The sequence below is a fragment of the Streptomyces sp. MMBL 11-1 genome (genome assembly GCF_028622875.1).
Taxonomy (GTDB): Bacteria; Actinomycetota; Actinomycetes; order Streptomycetales; family Streptomycetaceae; genus Streptomyces.
The window spans coordinates 4,396,620-4,418,582 of sequence record NZ_CP117709.1 but is presented as its reverse complement, the minus strand read 5'-3'; the positions used below and the strand labels follow the sequence as shown (position 1 = coordinate 4,418,582).

Annotated in this window: 17 protein-coding genes, 1 tRNA gene and 1 pseudogene; 11 read left to right on the top strand and 8 right to left on the bottom strand. The window is 69.9% G+C overall.

What is annotated here, in order from left to right; genetic code table 11:
* Nucleotides 1-42: 42 nt before the first annotated feature.
* The gene (gene otsB, locus PSQ21_RS19400) at nucleotides 43-894 is read right to left on the bottom strand and encodes a trehalose-phosphatase (protein ID WP_274031879.1); all 852 of its coding nucleotides are present in this window, start codon (nucleotides 892-894) and stop codon (nucleotides 43-45) included.
* A 168-nt stretch (nucleotides 895-1,062) separates the two neighbouring features.
* On the opposite strand from otsB, the gene PSQ21_RS19395 reads away from it, so the two are divergent.
* The 3 genes from PSQ21_RS19395 to PSQ21_RS19385 are packed head-to-tail and all read left to right on the top strand — an operon-like array spanning nucleotide 1,063 to nucleotide 3,428.
* Nucleotides 1,063-2,007 carry an ABC transporter ATP-binding protein gene (locus tag PSQ21_RS19395; RefSeq protein WP_274031878.1) on the top strand — a complete coding sequence of 315 codons (945 nt, stop codon included), beginning with the start codon at nucleotides 1,063-1,065 and terminating at the stop codon, nucleotides 2,005-2,007.
* The gene (locus tag PSQ21_RS19390; protein WP_274031876.1) at nucleotides 2,004-2,978 is read left to right on the top strand and encodes an ABC transporter permease; all 975 of its coding nucleotides are present in this window, start codon (nucleotides 2,004-2,006) and stop codon (nucleotides 2,976-2,978) included. Before PSQ21_RS19395 ends, PSQ21_RS19390 begins: the two co-directional genes overlap by 4 nt.
* Before the next feature lie 45 nt (nucleotides 2,979-3,023).
* Nucleotides 3,024-3,428 (top strand): GntR family transcriptional regulator, encoded by a 405-nt coding sequence (locus PSQ21_RS19385; protein WP_274031874.1) that lies wholly within the window; start codon nucleotides 3,024-3,026, stop codon nucleotides 3,426-3,428.
* A gap of 10 nt (nucleotides 3,429-3,438) precedes the next feature.
* On the opposite strand, the gene PSQ21_RS19380 is transcribed toward PSQ21_RS19385, so the two are convergent.
* Complete coding sequence (locus PSQ21_RS19380; RefSeq protein WP_274031872.1) at nucleotides 3,439-5,619, bottom strand: serine/threonine-protein kinase; 2,181 nt, start codon at nucleotides 5,617-5,619, stop codon at nucleotides 3,439-3,441.
* Between the two features lie 188 nt (nucleotides 5,620-5,807).
* Between PSQ21_RS19380 and PSQ21_RS19375 the strand changes: the two genes are divergently transcribed.
* On the top strand, nucleotides 5,808-6,458 hold the full coding sequence (locus PSQ21_RS19375; RefSeq protein ID WP_274031871.1) for a response regulator: 651 nt from the start codon (nucleotides 5,808-5,810) through the stop codon (nucleotides 6,456-6,458).
* A gap of 652 nt (nucleotides 6,459-7,110) precedes the next feature.
* The gene (locus PSQ21_RS19365) at nucleotides 7,111-8,631 is read left to right on the top strand and encodes an NHL domain-containing protein (RefSeq protein WP_274031869.1); all 1,521 of its coding nucleotides are present in this window, start codon (nucleotides 7,111-7,113) and stop codon (nucleotides 8,629-8,631) included.
* A 53-nt stretch (nucleotides 8,632-8,684) separates the two neighbouring features.
* Here the strand turns inward: PSQ21_RS19365 and PSQ21_RS19360 are convergent, their stop codons facing one another.
* Both PSQ21_RS19360 and PSQ21_RS19355 read right to left on the bottom strand, forming a co-directional pair.
* The gene (locus PSQ21_RS19360) at nucleotides 8,685-9,185 is read right to left on the bottom strand and encodes a hypothetical protein (protein WP_274031868.1); all 501 of its coding nucleotides are present in this window, start codon (nucleotides 9,183-9,185) and stop codon (nucleotides 8,685-8,687) included.
* A gap of 40 nt (nucleotides 9,186-9,225) precedes the next feature.
* Entirely contained in the window at nucleotides 9,226-10,320 is a 1,095-nt protein-coding gene (locus PSQ21_RS19355) for a hypothetical protein (RefSeq protein WP_274031867.1), read from the bottom strand.
* A 374-nt stretch (nucleotides 10,321-10,694) separates the two neighbouring features.
* On the opposite strand from PSQ21_RS19355, the gene PSQ21_RS19350 reads away from it, so the two are divergent.
* The gene (locus PSQ21_RS19350) at nucleotides 10,695-11,414 is read left to right on the top strand and encodes a hypothetical protein (RefSeq protein ID WP_274031865.1); all 720 of its coding nucleotides are present in this window, start codon (nucleotides 10,695-10,697) and stop codon (nucleotides 11,412-11,414) included.
* A gap of 67 nt (nucleotides 11,415-11,481) precedes the next feature.
* Entirely contained in the window at nucleotides 11,482-13,311 is a 1,830-nt protein-coding gene (locus PSQ21_RS19345) for an FG-GAP-like repeat-containing protein (protein ID WP_274031864.1), read from the top strand.
* Nucleotides 13,312-14,322: 1,011 nt separating this feature from the next.
* On the opposite strand, the pseudogene PSQ21_RS19340 reads toward PSQ21_RS19345, so the two are convergent.
* A pseudogene (locus tag PSQ21_RS19340) lies at nucleotides 14,323-14,580 on the bottom strand (IS5/IS1182 family transposase); the annotation flags it as partial.
* Nucleotides 14,581-15,396: 816 nt separating this feature from the next.
* Between PSQ21_RS19340 and PSQ21_RS19335 the strand changes: the two are divergent.
* The 4 genes from PSQ21_RS19335 (at nucleotide 15,397) to PSQ21_RS19320 (ending at nucleotide 18,658) form a co-directional block, all read left to right on the top strand.
* The gene (locus tag PSQ21_RS19335; RefSeq protein ID WP_274031862.1) at nucleotides 15,397-16,596 is read left to right on the top strand and encodes a cytochrome P450 family protein; all 1,200 of its coding nucleotides are present in this window, start codon (nucleotides 15,397-15,399) and stop codon (nucleotides 16,594-16,596) included.
* Between the two features lie 420 nt (nucleotides 16,597-17,016).
* On the top strand, nucleotides 17,017-17,652 hold the full coding sequence (locus tag PSQ21_RS19330; protein WP_274031861.1) for an SAM-dependent methyltransferase: 636 nt from the start codon (nucleotides 17,017-17,019) through the stop codon (nucleotides 17,650-17,652).
* A gap of 11 nt (nucleotides 17,653-17,663) precedes the next feature.
* A complete protein-coding gene (locus PSQ21_RS19325; protein WP_274031860.1) occupies nucleotides 17,664-18,251 on the top strand; it encodes a class IV adenylate cyclase in 588 nt (195 codons plus the stop codon).
* A 68-nt stretch (nucleotides 18,252-18,319) separates the two neighbouring features.
* Entirely contained in the window at nucleotides 18,320-18,658 is a 339-nt protein-coding gene (locus PSQ21_RS19320; protein WP_274035834.1) for an NUDIX hydrolase, read from the top strand.
* A gap of 144 nt (nucleotides 18,659-18,802) precedes the next feature.
* Here the strand turns inward: PSQ21_RS19320 and PSQ21_RS19315 are convergent.
* The 3 genes from PSQ21_RS19315 to PSQ21_RS19305 all read right to left on the bottom strand — a co-directional run bounded on the left by PSQ21_RS19315 (nucleotide 18,803) and on the right by PSQ21_RS19305 (nucleotide 21,813).
* A tRNA-Thr gene (locus PSQ21_RS19315) sits at nucleotides 18,803-18,876 on the bottom strand.
* Nucleotides 18,877-18,999: 123 nt separating this feature from the next.
* Nucleotides 19,000-20,529 (bottom strand): alpha/beta hydrolase, encoded by a 1,530-nt coding sequence (locus tag PSQ21_RS19310; RefSeq protein ID WP_274031858.1) that lies wholly within the window; start codon nucleotides 20,527-20,529, stop codon nucleotides 19,000-19,002.
* A gap of 78 nt (nucleotides 20,530-20,607) precedes the next feature.
* Complete coding sequence (locus PSQ21_RS19305; protein WP_274031857.1) at nucleotides 20,608-21,813, bottom strand: DNA polymerase III subunit delta'; 1,206 nt, start codon at nucleotides 21,811-21,813, stop codon at nucleotides 20,608-20,610.
* Nucleotides 21,814-21,963 lie beyond the last annotated feature (150 nt).

Here is a 21,963-nt window from a genome sequence, read left to right as displayed (position 1 = left end):
GGCAGCCGCTCAGACGGGCGGCCCGGCGCACCGGCCGGCCCGCTACAACCGTTCGGCCAGGGCCGCCAGGAAATCCACCACCGCGGCCGGGCCCGGCACCGACAGGTCCGCGCGCTCGGCCAGTTCGGGCACCTCGGTGCTGCCGCTGCACACCAGGAGACCGGGGATGCCGTCGGGGCCCTCGGACCGCAGCTTCTCCACCGCGGCGAACGCGGCGAGGTCCCCGAGGTCGTCGCCCGCGTAGATGACGGACTCGGCGTCCAGCTCGGCGACGAACGTGGCGAGCGCGACGCCCTTGTCCATGCCGGGCGGGCGCAACTCCAGTACCAGGCGGCCCGGTTCGACGATCAGACCGTGCTTCGCCGCCAGCTCGCCGAGGGGCCCGCGCAGCGTCTCGAAGGCCGCCTGCGGGTCCTGGGCGCGCCGGGTGTGGACGGCGACGGCCTGCCCCTTCTCCTCGATCCAGGTGCCGTGCCAGGCGTCGAACGCGTGCAGCACGCCGGGGAGTTCGGCACGTGCCGCGGCCACGCCCGGGTGCGGCGCGGGGGTGTTCACCGTACCGGTGACGGCGTCCCAACGCTCGGCGCCGTAATGCCCGAGCACGACGAGGTGCTCCAGGCCGGGAACGCCCGCGAAGCCTCCGTAGCGCACCGCGACGCCCGCCGGGCGGCCGGTGATCACGGCGATGGCGGCGACCTTCGGCGCGAGCGCGGCGAGCGCGGTCACCGTGCCGGGGTGGGCGCGGGCCTGCTCGGGGTCCGGGACGATGTCGGCGAGCGTGCCGTCGAAGTCGAGGGCCACGACCGCGCGGTCGGGCCGGGCGAGAACGGCGTCGAGCCCCTCCCGGCCGGCCGGGGTGGTCGGGTGCGGCAGATGTGCGGAGTGGCTGCCCATGGGGCGAGCCTATGCCCTGGAAGGGCCGAGCACGAGCGTTGCGGACCGTCACCCTTCCCCCTCCCTTCCCTCTCCCTCCCCCTGCCTGACCGGCTGGACGGGCTTGACAGCCACTCCCCCACAACTCCATGATTCCATTAATTGACTAATGGATTTGAGGTGAGGCGCATGGCGGACACGGGCACGTTGAACGCGACGTCCGGCAGCTGGGCACTGGAAGCCCGCGGCCTGGGCAAGCGCTACCGGCGCGGCTGGGCGCTGCGCGACTGCTCCTTCCGGATCCCGGCCGGCCGCATCTGCGGCCTGGTCGGCCCGAACGGCGCGGGCAAGAGCACCCTGCTCAATCTGGCGACCCGGCAGGTGCAGCCGACGACCGGCGAACTGCGGATCTTCGGCGTACCGGTCGACGACCCCGCCGTGATGCCCACCTTCGCGTTCCTCGGCCAGGAGAAGCCGCTGTTCAAACGGTTCACCGTGGCCGACACCCTGCGTATGGGCGCCGAGTTGAACCCCGGCTGGGACGCGGCGGCGGCGACGCGCATCGTCCGCTCGGGCAACGTCCCGCTGCACGCCAGGATCGGCACGCTCTCCGGCGGCCAGCGCACCCGCGTGGCCTTCGCCCTCGCCTTCGGCAAGCGCCCGGACCTGCTGCTCCTGGACGAGCCGATGTCGGACCTCGACCCGCTGGCCCGCGACGAGATGAGCACGCTGCTGATGGCGGAGGCCGTCGAGCGCGGCACCACGGTGGTGATGTCCTCACACATGCTGACCGAGCTGGAGGACATGTGCGACTACCTGCTGGTGGTCTCCGAGGGCCGGATCCGGATGGCCGGTGACGCCGACGCGCTGGTCCCGGCCCACGCGCTGGTCACCGGGGTGACCCGGGACGGCTCGCTGCCGACCGAGCTGGCCGAACACACGGTCGTCGAAACCCGCCTCCAGGGGCGGCAGTTCCAGGCGATGATCCGGCCGAAGGCTCCGCTGCCGGCCGACTGGGAGAGCGCCGAACCCTCCCTGGAGGAAGTCCTCCTCGCCCATCTCCGCTCCCCGGACGCGCCCTCGCTCTACACCCAGGGCGCCCGCGTCGAGGCCGAAGGGACCCAGGCCGCATGAGCACCACCCTCACCGAGAAGCCCACCGAACCCGGCTCCGGACGCCGCCTGTTGCGCGGAATGCCGTGGCTCGTCGTGCGCCAGCACCGGACCGCGCTGGTCTGCGTCCTCGGCCTCACGCTGCTGACCGCCCTCTGGATCGTGTACGAGCGCAACGAGCTGGTCCAGCTGCTCGACGCGAAGGGCTGGCCGGAGAAGGACGCGGGCCAGCCACTGGAGAACAACCGCGGCTACAACTACATCACCTCCATCCTCGGCGGCCTCCCCCTGATCCTCGCCGTCTTCATCGGCGCCCCGCTGATCGCGGGCGACCAGGAGAACGGCACCGCGCAGCTCGTCACCACCCAGTCGGCGACCCGCCGCCAGTGGCTGATCGCCAAGCTGGGCCTGGCCTACACCCTGGCGCTGGTCTCCGGCGTGGTGCTCTCGGCGCTGTTCACCTGGTGGTGGAAGCCGTACCGCTCGGTCTTCCTCAGCGACTGGATCGACGGCGTCATCTTCGACAACACCGGGCCCGTCCTGCCCGCGTTCCTCCTCTTCCTGACCGCGGCCGGCATCACCATCGGCACCCTGATCCGCCGGACGCTCCCGGCCATGGTGGTCACGTTCCTCTTCACGGCCATCACCACCATGTTCGTCTGGGACGAGGTGCGCCGACGCCTCGGCGACACGCACCTCTTCACCTACCCGATGGGCAGCGAACTCCCGGCCCGCTACGCCGACGCGTACGAGGTGGACCGCTGGGTCGGCAGCGCCGACGGGACCCTGTACGGCTGGGGCACCTGCGCCGAGGCGACCGAGAAGGCGCAGAACGCGTGCATCAAGGAACACGGCATCGTCAACGACGTGATCGAATACCTCGAATACAGCCAGATGGCGCCGATGCAGTGGACCGCCGCGGGCATCCTGCTCGCCGGAACGGCCCTCCTCACGGCGTTCACCCTGTGGCGGGTCACCCGCCGCCCGCTGTGAACACCGCCCGCTCCTCCTACATAAAATGCCGTCATCGAGCGGAAGGTGAAGACCGTGGTCGTGTTCCGCATCGACCGGCGCAGTGGAGTGGCGACCTATCTCCAGATCGTTCGGCAGGTCGAGCAGGCGCTGCGCATGGGCGCGCTGGAGGAGGGTGACCGGCTGCCCACCGCCGCGCAGGTCGCCGCGACCACCAAGGTCAACCCGAACACGACCCTGAAGGCCTACCGCGAACTGGAACGCATGGGCCTCGCCGAGGTGCGCCAGGGAGCGGGCACGTTCATCACCCGCTCCCTCGCCCAGCCCCAGTCCGGCCCCGGCTCTCCGCTGCGCTCCGCACTCGCCGACTGGCTGGACCGGGCCCGCGCCGAAGGCCTCACCGGGCAGGACGTCACGGCCCTGTTCCAGGCGGCGTTCGAGAGCGCGTACCCGGGCGAGGCGCCGGACTGACCGGAGCCGTTCAGGCGCGGTTGTAGCGGTAGCCGTCGCCATGGGCGGGGCCGACGTCGTGCTGGATGCCGGACCCCGCGACGGCGAAGAACGAGGGGTCCGTGTCGCGGCACATTCCGGTGGAACGGGCCTCGTCCACCACGGCGGCCCCCACGTTGATCCGCTGTCCGCCGTCCGCCACGGACGTCAGCTTCGCGGTGTACTCACAGTGCCCGGAGCCCTGTACGTCGGCGATGAGGGTGACCGCGCTCTGCCCCGGCGACACCCGCCGGACGACCACGGTGTGGGGCTGGAGGACGTCGTACGGGGAGGCGATGGCCCACGTCCCGACGAAGTGCTGCGGCACCCGGCCGTCCGGGGCGGCGGGGTCCGGGTCCGGGGCGGGCGGTTTCGCGGCGCCCCCGGAGCCGCCCGACCCCGACGAACCGCCCCCGCCCTGCGCACCGCCTCCGCCGGAGGCCGCCGCTCCCCCGTCGCCGGACGACCCCCCACCGGAAGCGGAGCCGTCACCGCCGCCGACGCCCTGCCCGGCCTCCGCGTCGCCTCCGTCGCCCTGCTTCTTCCCCTTCCCGCCGTCCTCCGCCCCGTCCTTGTCGTCCTTGTCGTCGTCCTTGTCGTCCGCGTCGTCGCCCTTCCCGGAGGGCGAGGCGGCGGGACCGGAGGGGACGTCACTGGCGGCGGGCGGCGCGGAGGCCCCTCCGCCCCGGGCATCGGTGGCGCCACCCGGATCGCGGTTGAGGAAGGCCGTCGTGCCGCCCGCCGCCAGCACGGCGACGACGACGGCCGCGATGATCCAGGTCCGCCGACGGCGCTGCGGAGCCCGGTCTCCGGCCGTCCCGGGCCGGAGAACAGGCGTCGGGCCGGCCGTCGGACCCGGCTCGTCACCCTTCGGCGGAGCAGGCCGCAGACCGACCGTGCCAAGGTCCCGAGAAGCGGAACCGGGAGCGGGAACGGAACTGGGACCGGGGCCGGGACCGGGAACGGGGCCGGGAACGGGACCGGGAACGGGACCGGGAACGGGACCGGGACCGGGAACGGCCGGGGCCTCCGCGTCCCCCGGCATGCCTGCGCCTTCCGACACGTCTGCGGCATCGGGTACCCCTGCGGCCTCGATCGCCCCAGCGGCCTCCGGCACATCCGCGGCAACGGGTACGCCTGCGGCCTCCGGCACATCCGCGGCATCGGGTACGCCCGCGGCCTCGCTCGCCCCAGCGACCTCCGGCACCTCCGGCACCTCCGCGTCGAGCAGCAGCGCCGACTGCTGCGCCAGCCGGGCCAGGAGCACCGGCGGCAGCCAGGCGCCGCGCAGGGGAGCCGAGGACGGGGAGTGCGCCAGCCCCTCCAACAGCGCGTCGACTTCCGGCCGTTCGGCGGCGCTCTTGGTCAGGCAGCGTTCGATCAGCTCGCGCAAGGGGGCGTCGGTCACCGCGGCGAGGTCCGGCGGGGACTGGACGATCCGGAACATCACCGCGTGCTGGTTGCTCGCACCCGCCCCGAACGGCAGGCGTCCGGTGGCCGCGTACATCAGGACACAGCCGAGAGAGAAGACGTCCGCGCCGGGCCCGGTCGCCTCACCGAGGATCTGTTCGGGCGCCATGAAGCCGGGCGAGCCGATGACCATGCCGGTACTGGTCAGCAAGGACTCCACGGAGACCTGGAGCGCACGGGCGATGCCGAAGTCGATGACGCGGGGGCCGTCGACGGTGAGCAGGACGTTGGACGGCTTCAGGTCCCGGTGGACGATCCCCGCGGCATGGATGCCACGCAGCGCCCGCAGCAGTCCTTCGGCCAGGGCGTGCACCGACTCGGCGGGCAGCGGACCGTGCTCTCTGACGGCCTGTTCGAGCGAGGGGCCGGGCACATAGCCGGTGGCCACCCACGGCGGCTCGGCGTCCGCGTCGGCGTCGAGCACAGGGGCGGTGCAGCGCCCGCCGACCCGGCGGGCCGCCTCGATCTCCCGCCGGAAACGGGCCCGGAACTCTCCGTTCGCGATGTGCTCCTCGTGCACCACCTTCACGGCCACGGTGCGCCCGCCCGCCGAGCGGGCCAGATACACCCGGCCCATCCCGCCCGCGCCGAGCCGGCCGAGCAGGGAGTACGGCCCGATCCGGGCGGGATCACCGGCCGCGAGGGGGCGTATGCCCTCCATCGCCGTATACCGCCCGCTGTCCTTGCCCGCGCCCTCGCCCATGCTGACCCGATCCCCCGATGGCCTTGTCCCCTGCGGTCGTTCGCGCCCGGCCGGAGCCGTACGCGCCCGCCAAGGATAGGAGCCCGGGGGACCGGCGCTTCATGCGGATCCCGGCCGGAACACGGCGCCCGCCACCCGTAACGGCTTCCGGTGGCTGACCGAGGCGAAGCCGAACTACCGTTCCGACCGTGACAGTTCGCATACTCCTCGCCGACGATCAGGAATCCGTACGCATCGGATTCCGCCTCATCCTGGATTCCCAGCCCGACATGGAGGTGATCGGCGAGGCGTCCGACGGTCTGCAGGCCGTCGAACTCGCCGCGAAGCTGCGCCCGGACGTGGTGCTCGCCGACATCCGCATGCCGCGCCTGGACGGCCTGGAGGTCACCAGGCGGCTCGCCGGCCCGGACGCCGGGGACCCGATGCGCGTGGTGGTGGTGACGACGTTCGGACTCGACGAGTACGTCCACACCGCCCTGCGCAACGGCGCCTGCGGCTTCCTGCTGAAGCGCTCGGGGCCGGCCCTGCTGGTGGAGGCGGTCCGCGCCGCGATGGCGGGCGACACGCTGATCAGCCCCTCCCTCACCGTCAGCCTGCTGCGGCACCACCGGGACGCCGGCAGACCCAGGACCACGCAGCCGAGGGACGCGCTGACGGCCAGGGAGACGGAGATCGCCCGCCTGGTCGCCAAGGGGATGACCAACGCGGAGATCGGGACCGAGTTGTTCATCTCGGCCGGGACGGCCAAGACGCACGTCGCCAACGTCCAGCGCAAACTGAACGTCCGCAACCGGGTCGGCATCGCCGCATGGATCTGGGGCAACGGCCTGGAGGAATGACCTCACGGAGAGCCCCCTGAGAACCACGGAAGCCCAGCTCAGGTGTGTCTGAGCTGGGCTTCGGATGAAGCCGCCTCCGGGATGCGAATCCGAGACCTACGCATCACGAGACCGGCAGCGTTCGCGCCAGGTGATGCCGCACGGTGCTGCCTGGCGTAGCCCGCCCAGTAGCCGAAGGCCGCGATTCTGCAGCCTTCGGCGTCGTGGAGGTGTCGAGATCGAGCGGAGTGCCGCCGCCTGCCGCGAAGCGCCGTGACAGCCGCGGTGCCTCCGACTGCCCCTTGTAGGCGTGTCCGAGGTAGACATGCCGAAGCATCAGGTCCGCGCGTGCGTCTCAGGGACAGGAGCGGCACGCCGTCCGGTCCGCCGGGATTCGTGTCTGAGGCAGATGCGCAGCTGTTCAGGCATCGGGCAGGTGCCCGCCCCGGGCCACGGGTCACGGGTCACGGGTCACGGCACAGCACGCCGTGCCCGTTTGTCACCTCCGAGCGCTGACCGCGGATCGCGGCCGATCGGCGGAGACATGGGAACCCCCGTCAACTCGGAGCGTGAAGGAACCCGTTGGTGACTTTGTCAGCCGGACGGACGCATGGCTTGTTGGAATCGATCTACAACCGGCTGTAGTGGGCGGCCGGCTGGTGAAGGGACGACGATGAGCACTGCCCGGACGGAAGCCGGTGGCGAGAGTTTCGACGCCGAGATCAGCACGGTCGCGGGGACAGGGGCCGCGGGGTTCAAGGGAGACAACGAGCCCGCCGTAGCGGCGCAGTTGAACCGCCCGTACGGGATCGCGGTGGACAGCACCGGCAGCCTCTACTTCTCCGACTACAACAACCACCGGGTCCGGAAGATCGGCACTGACGGGAAGATCAGCACGGTCGCCGGTGCCGGTGCCGGATACCGGGGCGACAGCGGTCCTGCTGTATCGGCCCAGTTGAACTGTCCGCGCGAGGTGGCGGTGGACGCGGAGGGCCGGATCTACGTCACCGACGCCGCCAATCACCGTGTCCGGGTGATCACCACTGACGGGACCATCAGCACAGTTGCCGGAACGGGCACCGCGGGGTTCAGCGGTGACGGAGGCTCGGCCACCCAGGCCCGGCTCAACTATCCGCTGGGGGTGGCGGTGGACAGCACCGGCACCCTCTACATCTCCGACCACGGCAACCACCGGGTCCGGAAGATCACGGCAGACGGGAAGATCAGCACGGTCGCGGGGACAGGCGTGGCGGGATTCACGGGAGACGATGGCCCCGCGGCCTCAGCCCAGCTGAACCGCCCGTACGCATTGGCCGTGGATGACGCGGACATCCTCCACATCACCGATGGAAACAACCACCGCATCCGCAAAGTCGCGGCCGACGGGACCATCAGCACGGTCGCCGGCAAGGGCACCGCGGGGTTCAGCGGCGACGGAGGCCCGGCGACGTCCGCACAGCTGAACCTGCCCCTGGGGGTCGTGGTGGACAGCACCGGCACCCTCTACATCTCCGACTACAACAACCACCGCGTCCGGAAGGTCACGCCGGACGGGAAGATCACTACGTTCGCCGGCAAGGGCACCGCGGGTTTCGGCGGCGACGGCGGCACGGCCGCAGCCGCCCAGTTGTACAACCCGTTCGGGCTCGCCGTGGACTGCGTCGACACCCTCTACATCGCCGACCACCTCAACAACCGGATCCGGAAGGTCACCTCGGAGAAGATGGCAGGGCTGCCCGGGTCGGGCACGGTGGTTTCCTGGGCCAACGTGCGCAGCAGGCTGCGGCTGGGTGTCCTGCGTGAGTCCACCAAGGACGGGGCCGAGGCCCACCAGTCCCTCGCCTCGCCACGGGCTCACCAGCGGTGGCGGCTGATCGCAGCGGGCCAGGCCGCCGGCGAGGTTCTGTACCGGATCGAGAACGTGCGCAGCGGCAAGGTGCTGGAGGTCGTCGGAGGAGGCACTGTTGACGGGGCGGTGGTCGCGCAGCGCGCCTACGAAGGCAGCGACGCCGAGCACCAGCAGTGGAGGCTGATCCCGGTGGGGTCGGTGACCGACACCCCGCGGGTGTACGAGATCGCGAACCGCAACAGTGGTCTGCTGCTGCGCGTCGACACCAACGCCCCCGCGGTGGTCAAGCAGTACGGGGCGCAGGGCGATCACCGCGACCGGCAGTGGCAGCTGCTGCCTGTGTGAACGCACGAGTGGTCAGGGGCGGCGCCGCCCCTGACCACTCGGACCCGGTGGGCCTACTTACGGTCGGACGGTTTCTCGGCGGTGGCCTTGGGCGCCTTGGAAGGCTCTTCGGCCGTCGGCGACGCCGGTGCGTCGGGCGCCTTGAAGTCGCTCCTCCTCGGTGCCTGCAGGCCCTCGCCCTTCTGCAGATCGCCCCGCTGTGTCACCGTCTCGCTGGACTTCTCCATCCCGGCTGCCGCGGCGGTGGACACGGATCCGGGGTCCTGGGCGTAGGCGGCCTGGGTGCCGGCGGATGCCTGGATGGTCTGGACGAAGGAGGCGAGGAAACCCAGGATGACTCGTGCTTCGGGCGCCTGTTCCCGCACGGTCTTCGCCCGGTGGGAAGCACCGTGGATCCCGCTGGTGAAGAGGCTCGTGGTCGTGTCGTCGTATGTGTCGTCGTCCGCGTCCTCGAAGTCGACGCCCGCTCCCGGCTGTGGCTTGTCACGGTCGGTGGTCACCGAGAAGAGCCCCGCGCCTGTTCCGGCGGAGTCGAAGACGTTCTTGAACACCATGGTTGTCACCTCTGGTCGTTGCGGCGGCGCCGCCCGCCGGTCACGGATTCTTGTACAGATCTCGTTCGCTGTCGGTGAGGCTCTCGCCGTCGAACATCGTGTGGTGGACCTCCAGTGCGGAGACGACCTCGGCCAGCCCCTTCATGCGGAAGCCGCCGCCGGCCAGGTCGAGGTCGCTGATGTCGCGGGCGACCAGCTGGTCGAGCCGGGGATAGTCACCCGGCTGCGGTGGCGACAGGACCGCCACCGGAACGTCGTACTTCACGGCGAGGAGACCGGAGAAGGTCACCGGAATCTCGTAGGTGTACTGCTTGAGGGCGCGGCGCTGGGTGACGATGGTCTCCACGCGGGAGTTCGGCGGGACCGTGCCGGAGATCTGCGATTTCGAGGCCCAGCTGGTGGTCAGGGAACCGCCGACGGAGGCCGTGACGCCCTGGGCCAGGGCGGCGTTGAGGCCTGCGGTGCCGGAGGCGCTGCCCGTGGTGGTGAAGTCCACCGAGCCGGTCATGGAGGCCGAGGCGGAGTTCGTCATCCCGTTGCTCACCGACGTGTCGACCGTGTTGGCGTTGTCCACGCCCACACTGTCCTTGCTGTTCTTGTTGGTCACCGTGTTGGCGTTCTTGTTCGCCATCTCGTTCTTCAGCTGCGTCCCCAGCTGCCCCTGGAGGTTCAGGCCGAGCTTGTTCTGGAGCTGGAGTTGAAGCTGGGCGCTGACGTTGCCGCCGAAGGTGAGCTTGGTGTCTCCCGAGAGTGACCACGTGGCCCCGTTCGACACATTGAAGTCGACCGAGTCGGTGAAGTCCATGTCGGACCCGCTGCGGTTGACGTAGGTGCGCGAGGAGAACGTGTCGGGCGGGGGCTGGGTGATGTTGCGCCGCTCCTCGATCAACGGCTCCCCGAGGTTCATGTAGGCGAGCCAGCCCAGCTGGTACGCGCTGCCGGGGAAGGAGCCGAAGCTCGACTTGTTCACGGAGAAGCCGACGGGCTTGTGCCGCACCCCGTAGTCGTCGACGTAGACCAGGTTGGGGTGCTCCAGGATGGACTGCCAGGTCTGCTCGATGTTGAGTTCCCGCAGGTTCTTCTTCGTCAGCGGCCGGCGCTTGGCCCGTTCCAGGTTGTACACGTTGGAAGGCAATTTCTGTCCTCGACTGATCTGGCCGAAACCGCACTCGGTAAAATGGCAAAAAAGGGAATCCACACACGCTCCGGCAAATGAAGCTAACAGGGCCGGCTTTGACGGAGTGGACACTTCTGCGCATCGCACCCAAACGGGTGATCAAGAATCTCAGGCGCTCCCGATCACCCGATCGAGGATCTTCCTGATCTGCGCTGCACCACCACGACCTCGAATATTGCCAGTTTAGGCCCATTTGCTTCGGTCGCATATTCGGTTATGGGCCCACCCCCTCCCGCGCACGACTGATCGCGCGGTAATGCTGCGTGATAAACCATTTCACTGAGCGCCCGGGGCATTGTTCCCCGCATCAAGAAACAGGTGAGGTTTCCGCGATGTATACCCAAGAACGCACGGCAACGGCGAATTTGGTGGTCGGCGGTCCAGTGGCGGTGAACAGCTACGACAACGCCATCGTGGCCGCGATCATCGAAAATCGGCCGGTCATGCTCGTCCACGCCTTCAACGGCGGCTACCTGCGACCCGCGGAGCTGGCGGCGAGCAGCCACGACAAGGGCGTCAAACTGGCCACCGCGCTCGACCCGGCCACCAAGGACGCCCGTGGCCACCTCTGGCACATCACCCCCGGCGGCTTCTTCGGCCAGCGCCCGCTGTACTTCATCGAGAGCGCCGCGGGCCAGGTGACGCCCCCGCCCGCCGGCACGGCCGACGCGGATGCCGGTCGCGGCGACGACGGAACCCCGAAGCCGGAGCGCAGGCGCGTCACCGTCCACCAGGACGCCCCGCAGAGCACGGCCGACACCCTGCAGGTGGGCCTGCCCGGAAAGGTGGCCGACAAGTGGCGCGGGAAGAACGGTGCGACGGAGGACACCCAGCTGTGGGTCGTCACCGTGACACCGTGGGGCGGGATCACCTTCGTGCCGATCACCCACCCCGACGCCATCCTCGGGTTCAAGGATCACTCCGTGGCGAAGGACAGCGAAGCGCGCCTCACCTACAACTGGGGCGGCGACTTCACCGGGACGGTCATCAACACCTTCTACCCGCGGCTGCCCAACGAGTGGGACGTCCCCTACCACCACGTCTTCACGTGAGCCGCAGCCTCCACCGCGCCACACCTGTCCCGAGCCGTCGCACCAACCGCCCGGAAGAGGCACCACGATGCCCGTGCCCACGCAAGACCTGAAGCTGGAGATCGTCAACGCCGCCACGGGCCAGCCCCTCGGCGCGAAGGCCACGCCGGCCGCGGACGGGACGCTCGCCGTCCGCGACCACCCCGAGGACGGCCCGCGCCCGGAACAGTGGCAGTTCATCCCCGTGCCGGGCTCACAGGATGACCCGGCGTACGTGATCCGCAACACGGCCGGCAGCAAAGTGCTCGACACTCCGGCTGCCGCGGGCCAGGGCGTCCGCCAGTCGGACGCCTCGGGCAAGGAGGGCCAGCAGTGGCGCCTCTTCCCCGTCTCGGGCGAAGCGGGCCTCTACTTCATCGAGGGCGCGGCCGACGGCGCGGTGCTCGACCTCGACGAACCAGGGAAGGACGACACCCGGATCGTCCTCAGCGAGTACGACGACCTCGCGGAGAGCCAGCGGTGGCGATTCGTCCCGGCCGAGCCGGAGCGCACCAGCGACCTCGTGCTGGACTGGGCGCCGCTGAGCCACTGGAACGGTCGCCAGTCCTGGCGACTCACCCACGGCAAAAGCGCGCTGCGGCCGGCACCCGACGCGACGCCCTCCTTCAGCAACGTCCTGCTGGTCCTGGAGAAGTTCGGGAGCGACCAGGGCAGCGCCGCCTGGAAGACCGACGCGGTCACCCCTTCCTCCAGCGGGGAACCGGACCGCTGGGCCGGGGTCGGTGCGCGGTTCCTCGCCGACACGGAGGGAACAGGGCGGGCCGACATCGTGGGGATCAGATCCACGAAGGGAGCCGTGACCTCGCCCAGCCGAGGCGACGGCACATTCGACGACGAACGCCCCCTGCACCAGGGAGTGACCACTCCGAACCCGTCGGACCTGTGGTCCGTCGTGGACCTGACGGGCAACGGCCGGCCCGACGTGGTCACCCTGTGCACCGGCGGAGTCCGGGTGTCCGCACAGGACGAGGACGGGACCTTCGCACCTGAAGGCGGCGAACTGGTCCTCAAGGCGTTCGGCCACGGCCAGCAGGCCGGCGGCTGGCTGGTCGACAAGCACCCCCGCTACCTCGCCGACACCACCGGCGACGGCAGGCTCGACATCATCGGCTGCCACGACGACGGCCTCTGGGTATCCCTCCAGGACGAAGAAGGAAAGTTCGCACCGCTCCCCGACGAACCCGTCCTCCGAGCGTTCGGCCACAGCGAGGAGGCCGGTGGCTGGCTCGTCGACAAGCACCCCCGCTACCTCGCCGACACCACCGGCGACGGCAGGCTCGACATCATCGGCTGCCACGACGACGGCCTCTGGGTATCCCTCCAGGACGAGGAAGGAGCGTTCGCCGAACCTCTCTACTTCCTGGACGACTTCGGGGTCGACCAGGGATGGAGCTCGATCAGGGAGCACCCCCGGTTCGTGGTCGCCACCACCCGCGCCGGTGCACCGGACATCGTCGGCTTCGGCCCGCAGGGCGTCACCGTCGCACGCGGACGCGGCGACGGCACGTTCGAGCCCTCCCGACTCGTCCTGAACGACTACGGGCAGGCCCAGGGATGGACAGGCGACAAGCACCACCGGCTCCTGGCCGACGTCACCGGCGACGGGAACCCGGACATCATCGGCTTCGGCAACGAGGGCGTCTGGGTATCGCACAACAACGGCGACGGCACTTTCGAACAGGCCCAGTTGGTATGCCGCGGATTCGGATACGACGACGGCGCAGGTGCCTGGCGGGTCGACCGCCACCCCCGATTCCTCACCGACATCACCGGCGACGGACGCGTCGACATCGTCGGCTTCGGCGGCACGGGCGTACACGTCGCCCGCAACCTCCACCGCCGCTTCAGGACCCGATAACCCCGCAGAAACCCACCATCACCGCGGCGCAGGAGCACGACCGATGAGCGAGTGGGACGCATGCGCAACGAAAGCGTCGGCCCCCGCAGACCAGCGCTCCCGTCCCTGACCCACTTCACCGTGGGGCATGAAGGCCGTAAGTACCGGACAGCTCGACGCCGCCCGCCGCCCCGTCGGCGACCGGTGGATGTGCCTCGTCGGCCTCGGAACAGTGGCGGCCCCCTGACGCAGCCCCACGCACGGCTGTCCACCGTGCCCCGTTGCGCCTGGCCTGGCCCGTCACAGCGGGCAAGCAAGAGACCATTCCAGAGCCTTGATTCGCCGATCTCGCCACAGAAACCGAACCCTCGACCCGCGCACGACGATCCGCAGACGAGCAGTGCCCGATCTGCCGGGGATCCCAGGTCAACGAGAACAAGAAACCCCAGGCCAGATGCTGGCCTGGGGTTCCCCTCGGAGCCGCCTTCGGAATGCGAACCCGAGACCTGCGCATGACGAGACCGCGAGCGATCATGTTGTCCCGTTCCGGGTGGGTGCCGTCTCAGGATCTTTTTTCCCTGACCAGAAACGGGAGCACCCGGTTGAGCCGTGCTGCGTCGTGCCGCTCCACCCAAAGGCGTCTGTCCACCGGCGCCGCTACTCCTTCAGTACAGAGCAACCACTTGCTGACGCACCGGCTCCACGGATATCAAGCCGACGCTCAGGGCCTGTCTCTCCGATGCGGTGACAACCGATACGACGTGCAAAATTAAGTTCACATCGACGACTTCGGAAACTGTAGTTGTCGTATGACGGCCTCTGAGATCACCCCGGAAGAACAGACAGATCTCGACAAGGCCCTGTACGACGCCTGAACCCCCTGGCCTCGGCCATCCGCTCCAGGGAGAGCGTCCGGCACGGTCGCCGAGCGGGCGCCGTACGCGACCGCAGAAGAGGCAGCGGCCCACGCGGGCGCATTCCTCAAAGAACACGCCCTCCACTCCGACGACCAGCCCTGAAGCTTCTCCCGCGGACAGTACGGATCCCGCGTCGGCCGAGGTGACTTCGGATCGCGCGGGATGAGTACGCGCGGTCCGCCAGGGCGGCATCGGATCGGGTCCTCGGACTTCCGGGCCCGCTTCGCGGAACACGGATGCCCGCCATGACGGTCTCGAATGCCGGTGCGTCGCCCGCCTGGCCCGCGGTGGCATGCAGGGTCCTGGGGCGTGCATGGCCGTCGCCGGCGAGGTGGACCTTCGCACTCAGGCCGCCGCGGGAACGCCCGAGCGCATGGTCGTCGGGGTCGGCCCGGCCTGGAGCCCCTTCGGGCGAGCAGCTCACCGCCACCTGCAACGGCGTAGCCCCGGCAGCGCGGAATGTCTGGGTGAACGCGCCATGCGGTCCTTTGATCCGCCACCGCAGCCGCTGCCGCACGCGCCGTCCGGGCCTTGGCCCGCCCGTTGGCGCCCGCGCTCCGGGCGAGCGCGTAGAGGCGCCGCGCGAACGCATCGGTCTTTCCGATGGGACGGCAGTTGCCGGGGTGGGATAAGCGTGTAGGCATGGGAAATGATTCGCGCCCTCTGAGGTGACGTTTTTTCGTCCATGCAGGAAGTGACGAGTCATTCGTTCAAGCGATTCCCCGCTGTGACCGCGAAGCCGACAATGGATCTGGCCGCGCACTTAACGGGAGTGGCCTCTGTCCTCTACGTCGGCGTGCCGTATCCGAACGCTTCCTCCCGGCTGCCAATTTTTCGAGCGCCAGGTAAAAGGGGCGTCGAGCAGAAGTGAGTATGCCGTGCACCGATTGAAGTCCAGTTGCACTAAAAAGGGATCCTCTCGAATAGCTGCCTGTACCGGCCGCGGTCCGGCGTCGCACAGCCACGGCCGGCGTTCCGTTTCCCCACGAAATTTCCCGGCGAGCGTGTCCCGTACTCCTGACCCGATCTTCGAGGGAGGAATGTCCATGACGGAGCAGAACGACCCCGAACGGGCCAGGACTTCGCAACCGGAGAGCACCAGCCCGCCCCAGCGCGACACCGGCACCGGCGCCGACGCGCCGGCCCGGGGCCCCCGTCCGAGACGATCGACCTGCTCGATCCTCTGCTCATGCGCGACCCCTTTCGAGCGTTCTCCCCCGTACGCGAACGAGCCCCGCTGGTCCGCGGTGTCATGCCCGGAGTGGAGCCGATGTGGGTGGCGACCCGCTACGACGACGTGCGCCAGGTACTGTCCGACCCCCGCTTCGTCGTCGATCCGGCCCACGTCCCCGGCGCCGAACCCAGCCACCGCATCGAACAGCTCTGGCGCACCCGCGGCGCCCGCCCCGAAGACGCCAAGTACCTGCGCTCATCCCTCTTCGGAACCGACGGACCCGAACACCACCGCCTACGCCGCAGAGTCGTCCGGGCCTTCACCACCGGCCGCGTCACGCGGCTGCGCCCCCGCATCGAACACCTCACCCACGCCCTCCTCGACGCCCTCCCCACCCACGCCGGCCAAGACGGTGCCGTCGACCTGATCCCCCACCTCGCCCACCCTCTGCCGGTCACCGTCATCTGCGAACTCGTCGGCGTCCCCGAACCCGAGCGCCCGAACTGGGCCGCCTGGGGCCGGGTCCTCACCGACGGCGCCACCGGCACTGCCCTGGGCGACGCCCTCCACGCACTGATCGCCTCCGCGCACACCCTCGTCGACCACCACCACACCCACCCCGGCGACGATCTCATCTCCGCCCTGCTCGCCCCCCACGACGACCCACTCACCCCCACCGAGAACGTCGCCCTGATCCTCAACCTCGTCTTCGCCGGGCACGCCACCACCGTCAACCTCATCGCCAACGGCATCGCCGGCCTGCTCGCCCACCCCGACCAACTCGCCCTCCTGCGCGGCAACCCAGCCCTGGCGCCCCATGCCGCCGACGAATTCATGCGCTGGTCCGGCCCCAACCCCCGCGCCCTGCCCCGCTACGCCACAGAAGACCTTCACCTCGGCGCATGCCCCATCCACCGGGGCGAAGCGGTCCTGCCGGTCATGGCCGCCGCCGACCGCGACCCCCGCGCCCACCCGGACCCCGACCGCCGCGACATCACCCGCACCCGCCACGGCTCCCCGCACGTCGGCTTCGGCCACGGCCCCCACCGCTGCATCGGCGACCACCTCGCCCTCCAGGAAGCCCAAACCGCCTGGACTCTCCTGTGGAACCGCTTCCCCGACCTCACCTTGGCCCTCCCCCCTGACGAACTGATCCGCGAGGCCCACCCCAACTCCTGGAAGCTGACCGCCCTCCCCGTATTCCTGCACCCATGACCAGGCGACCGGCCAACGCACACCCACCGCTGGCCCCCCCATCTGAGCCACCACCACGACGACTGAATGAACGGCAGGTCGTAGCTTCACAGGGCCTGCGTGTTCCCGGTGGAAGGTGAGCGCCCTGTGACTCGGAGAAGGAAACAAAGCCCGCAACCGCGATTCGGCGCGTAGGCGGGGACCTCGCACAGGTCGTCCGCCACGCCAACAAGGAATTGGGCCCGCGCGTCGAGATCTGCACCAACGGATACCGGATCGAGCGCCGTCTGACCAAGATCGCCCCCTACCTGCATCTGCTCAGGGTTTCGCTGGAGGGCGTCGGGTCGACCAACGACGGCATCCCGAAAGCAGGGCAGCTACCAGAGCGCGCTGGAGGCGCTCCGACTGGCTCAGGAACTCGGCGTTCCGACCGGCGCGACCATGACCGTCACCTCGCGGAACATCGACGAAGTCCTGCCCCTTGGCAGGGCCTTGGCGGAACTCGGGGTCCAGCAGCTCAAGCTCCACCACCCGCGGCCGGTCGGCAACGCCGCCGATCATCCCGAGCTGCTGGTCACCTCCCGCGACGCGGTCGCCCTCCATAGGGGCGACGTCCACCTCCCGGGTGACAGCCAGGCCCACGCGTTGGGACTGATCGATCGCCTGAAGCTCGAAGAACTCCACGAATACGTAGAGGTCGCCGAGGATGACTTCCTGGACGGTAAACCCCTGGGCCTGCAGTGCGACGCGGTCTGGACGAGCTGCTCGTGGCACTACAGTGCCAACCACCACCGCCCGCTCGGCGAGTTCGTCGACCGCATGCAGCGCCTGGTCCGCCCGGGCGGCGTGTTCGGCGCGGAGTTCATGATGCCCGTCGAAAGACGCCACCACATGATCGAGCACTACACCTCCCCGGAACGCCTTCACCCCCACTTCATCGGCGACTGGGAGGTCCTGCTCACCCTGCGCACCACCGAGTTCACGGAACGCGCCCACGTCGGCCAGCCGCACGGCCACACCCACCGCATGGGCCTGCTGCTCGCGGCCCGGACGTCCACCCTCACCGACCACTTCTGAGAGAAGGCCCCATGAAGCACGAGTACGAGGCGAAGTTCCTGGCCGTGGACGTCGCCGCCCTCCAGAACAAGCTGAGCGCCCTCGGTGCCGTCCAGGCGTTCCCCCGCACTCTCCTCACCCGCAAGATCTTCGAGAACGACTCCCTCGACGGCGGGGCCTGGATTCGGCTGCGGGACGAGGGCACCCGCTCGACCCTCACGCTCAAGCAGGTCACCGACGCCACGACGATCGACGGCACCAAGGAGATCGAAACCGAGGTCACCGACCTGCACGCCATGGCCGACATCCTGCGCCGGGTCGGCCTCACCGAGGTTAGGTACCAGGAGAACTACCGCGAGGAATGGCGCCTGGGCGAAGTCGCCTTCGACTTCGACACCTGGCCCGACCTCCCCACCTTCCTGGAGATCGAAGGACCCGACGAGGCATCGGTGCGCCAGGCCGCCGCGCTGCTGGACCTCGACTACTCCGAGGCCCGGTTCGGCAGCGTCGACGAGATCTACAAGAGCGAGTCCAGCCGCGACATCCTCGCCGAACCCACGCTCCTGTTCTCCGTAGCAGAGAAGCAAAAGGACGGTTCCCCCACGGCCCAGGACCGTTGATCGCGGAGGGAGACGAGCGATGCTGACGGAAGTCGCCCTACAGCACAGGGTGATCCCCGGATCGCCGAATTCACCCAAGGAGGACTACCAGCACCTGCGGCCACCAGTTCCCCGCCGGGGAGGTCGAGCCCGGCAAGGAACGTGAGGCCGCCGCCGTACGGGAAACCCAGGAGGAGACAGGGCTGACCGTCGAGGCGGTCAAGCTTCTCGGCGAGCGCGTTCACCCCAAGACGGGCCGCCTCATGTCCTACACCGCCTGCCAGATCCTGGGCGGCACAGCTCACGTCGCCGATACCGAGGAGCTTGCCGAGCTTGCCTGGGTATCCCATGGCGACATCCCGGAGTACCTGCCGTACGGGCTGTTCGAGCCGGTGCAGGACTACCTGGAGGTGGCCCAAAACTCCTGAGGGCTGCTCCCGCCTGTTCACTGCGCTCGGACAGTTCGTGACCGCGAGCCCTCGGTGACTAGCGCCTCAACCCCCGTATGACCCACCATGCCCCGAGCAACAGAAAACCCCAGGTCACGGGCTATGTGACCTGGGGTTCTTCTGAGCCGCCTTCGGGATTCGAACCCGAGACCTACGCATTACGAGTGCGTTGCTCTGGCCAACTGAGCTAAGGCGGCGCGCCCTGTCGCACTATGGTGCGATCAGCAGCGGGGCCAAGTCTACACAGTTTCCGGGGGTGCTCCGTACACGGCGCCTCCGGAGGCGTTTGTGCTGGTCAGGGCAGGCCCGAGGGGCGAGGGTCAGGTGCACTTCTTGCCGTCGGCGGGCGGGGTGCCCTCCAGGAGGTACGTGTTGATCGCCGTGTCGATGCAGTCGCTGCCCCGGCCGTACGCGGTGTGGCCGTCGCCCTCGTAGGTGAGCAGGGTGCCGGAGGAGAGTTGCTCGGCGAGGGCCTCGGACCACTGGTACGGGGTGGCCGGGTCGCGGGTGGTGCCGACGACCACGATCGGGTCGGCGCCCTTCGCCTCGGTGCGGTGCGGGGTGCCCGTGGCCTCGGTCGGCCAGTGGGCGCAGTTCAGGGAGGCCCAGGCGAAGCCGCGGCCGAAGACCGGGGAGGCCTTCTCGAAGTCCGGGACCGCCTTCTCGACCGCGTCGGGGCCGTCGAAGGCGGGCGGCAGGTCGAGGCAGTTCACGGCGGCGTTGGCGAACATGAGGTTCGCGTACTTCCCGTTCGGCTCGCGCTCGTAGTAGCTGTCGGCCAGGGACAGGAGGCCGGAACCGTCGCTCCGCTGCGCGCCCGCCAGCGCCTCGCGGAGCTGCGGCCAGGCCGCCTCGTCGTACATGGCGGCGATCACGCCGATGGTGGCCAGGGACTCGCCCAGCTTGCGGTCGTCGCCGGTCGGGATCGGCTTGGCGTCCAGGTCCGTGAAGAGCTGCTTCAGCGCGGTCGCCGCGTCGGCGGTGGACGTGGTGCCGAGCGGGCAGTCCGGCTGCTCGACGCAGTCGGCCGCGAAGGACTGGAAGGCCCCCTCGAAGCCCGCCGTCTGGTCGCGGTTCATGTCGATGGCCTTCAGGGAGGGGTCCATCGCCCCGTCCAGGACGAGGCGGCCGGCCCGCTCCGGGAAGAGGTCCGCGTAGGTGGCGCCCAGGAAGGTTCCGTACGAAGCTCCGACGTAACTCAGCTTCTCGTCGCCGAGCAGGGCCCGCAGGACGTCCATGTCGCGGGCCGTGTCGACGGTGGAGACGTACGGGAGGATCTCGCCGGACCGCTTCTCGCAGCCCGCCGCGAACTTTTCGAAGGACGCGCTCAGCTTCCGGACCTCCGCCTGTTCGTCGGGCGTCTGGTCGACCTGGGTGTAGGCGTCCATCTCCGGTCCTGTGAGGCACTCGACGGGTTCGCTGCGGGCCACGCCGCGCGGGTCGATCGCCACCATGTCGTAGCGGGCCCTCACCTGGGCCGGATAGCCGAGTGCCGCGTACCCCTGGAGGTAGCCGATCGCGGAGCCGCCGGGGCCGCCCGGATTCACCAGGAGGGAACCGATCCGCTTGCCCGGTCCCGTGGCCTTCTTGCGGGAGACCGCGAGTTCGATGTCGCCGTCATCCGGCTGGTCGTAGTCCTTCGGCGCCTTCATCGTCGTGCACTCGAACCCCTCCACCCCGCAGTCGCGCCAGCTCAGCTTCTGCGCGTAGTACGACGACAGCCCCTCGGGGGCCGCCGTGCCGGTGGCCGAGGCGCTCGGCGACGAGCCGCTGCCGCTGCAGCCGGAGATGAGGAGGCCGGCAGTGCCGATCCCGATGGCGAAGGTGCGGAGCAGCCGCCTGGTATCCATTCAGGGAGCGTATCCGCCGGGTGACGAGTCGTCCGATTCCCTGCTCATTCGGGTGAACAGGGCCCCCGGCAGGTCCCCTCAGCCCGCCCGCAGCGCCATCGTCATCGCCTCCACCGCGAGCAGCGGCGCCACATTGCGGTCCATCGCCTCCCGGCAGGCGATCACCGACTCGATCCTGCGCAGGGTCTGCGCGGGCGTCGAGGACTCCGCGATCCGGTCGAGGGAGTCCTGCACGTCGACGTTGGCGATGGCGATCCGGGAGCCGAGCTGGAGCGCCAGCACATCGCGGTAGAACCCGGTGAGCTCGGTCAGCGCCAGATCGAGGCTGTCGCGCTGTGTACGCGTCTTGCGGCGCTTCTGCTTGTCCTCCAGCTCCTTCATCGCGCCCGCCGTACCGCGCGGCATCCGGCCCCCGGCCACCCCGCCGAGCGCTGCCTTGAGGTCCTCGGTCTCCTTGACGTCGACCTCCTCCGCCAGCTGCTTGGCGTCGTCGGTGGCCGTGTCGATCAGCTCCTGGGCCGCCTTCAGGCAGCCGCCGACGTCGGCGACCCGCAGCGGAACCTTCAGCACCGCCGCCCGCCGAGCCCGCGCCCGCTCGTCCGTCGCGAGGCGGCGCGCCCGGCCGATGTGCCCCTGGGTGGCGCGGGCCGCGGAGTGCGCCCGCTCGGGGTCGACGCCGTCGCGGCGAATCAGGACGTCGGCCACCGCCTCCACCGGCGGGGTACTCAGGGTGAGGTGCCGGCAGCGGGAGCGGATCGTGGGCAGGACGTCTTCGAGCGAGGGGGCGCACAGCATCCAGACCGTGCGCGGGGCGGGCTCCTCGACGGCCTTCAGCAGGACGTTGCCCGCACCCTCGGTGAGGCGGTCGGCGTCCTCCATCACGATGACCTGCCACCGGCCGACCGCCGGGGAGAGCTGGGCGCGCCGGACCAGGTCGCGGGTCTCCTTCACGCCGATGGAGAGCAGATCCGTACGGATGACCTGGACGTCGGCGTGTGTGCCGATCAGGCTGGTGTGGCAGCCGTCGCAGAACCCGCAGCCGGGTACGCCGCCGAGCGCCCGGTCCGGGCTCGTGCACTGGAGCGCCGCGGCGAAGGCCCGTGCCGCCGTGGACCGGCCGGAGCCGGGCGGTCCGGTGAACAGCCAGGCGTGCGTCATCTTCGAGCCCTGGTCCAGCGGCTTTCCGTCGGACACGGCGGTGACCAGGGCGTCGGCGTCCTTGGCGGCGGCGGCGAGCTGTTCCTGCACGCGGATCTGTCCGACCAGGTCGTCCCATACGGTCATGGGTCACCGCCCTTCCGGTGGTGTCGTGCGGTGCCGCGGAACCGCTGTGCGTCGTCGCTCTCCATTGTGGGGGACGCCACTGACAGTCCGGCCCGCCCGCCCCCGGAGGGACGGACGGGCCGGGACTTCACCATCGGCGTGGGGCGGGGT

Coding starts and splice junctions, on each gene's coding strand:
- otsB (WP_274031879.1), bottom strand. CDS start 894: ATGGGCAGCCACTCCGCACATCTGCCGCACCCGACCACCCCGGCCGGC.
- PSQ21_RS19395 (WP_274031878.1), top strand. CDS start 1,063: ATGGCGGACACGGGCACGTTGAACGCGACGTCCGGCAGCTGGGCACTG.
- PSQ21_RS19390 (WP_274031876.1), top strand. CDS start 2,004: ATGAGCACCACCCTCACCGAGAAGCCCACCGAACCCGGCTCCGGACGC.
- PSQ21_RS19380 (WP_274031872.1), bottom strand. CDS start 5,619: ATGGGCGAGGGCGCGGGCAAGGACAGCGGGCGGTATACGGCGATGGAG.
- PSQ21_RS19365 (WP_274031869.1), top strand. CDS start 7,111: ATGAGCACTGCCCGGACGGAAGCCGGTGGCGAGAGTTTCGACGCCGAG.
- PSQ21_RS19360 (WP_274031868.1), bottom strand. CDS start 9,185: ATGGTGTTCAAGAACGTCTTCGACTCCGCCGGAACAGGCGCGGGGCTC.
- PSQ21_RS19350 (WP_274031865.1), top strand. CDS start 10,695: ATGTATACCCAAGAACGCACGGCAACGGCGAATTTGGTGGTCGGCGGT.
- PSQ21_RS19345 (WP_274031864.1), top strand. CDS start 11,482: ATGCCCGTGCCCACGCAAGACCTGAAGCTGGAGATCGTCAACGCCGCC.
- PSQ21_RS19335 (WP_274031862.1), top strand. CDS start 15,397: ATGCGCGACCCCTTTCGAGCGTTCTCCCCCGTACGCGAACGAGCCCCG.
- PSQ21_RS19330 (WP_274031861.1), top strand. CDS start 17,017: ATGACCGTCACCTCGCGGAACATCGACGAAGTCCTGCCCCTTGGCAGG.
- PSQ21_RS19325 (WP_274031860.1), top strand. CDS start 17,664: ATGAAGCACGAGTACGAGGCGAAGTTCCTGGCCGTGGACGTCGCCGCC.
- PSQ21_RS19310 (WP_274031858.1), bottom strand. CDS start 20,529: ATGGATACCAGGCGGCTGCTCCGCACCTTCGCCATCGGGATCGGCACT.
- PSQ21_RS19305 (WP_274031857.1), bottom strand. CDS start 21,813: ATGACCGTATGGGACGACCTGGTCGGACAGATCCGCGTGCAGGAACAG.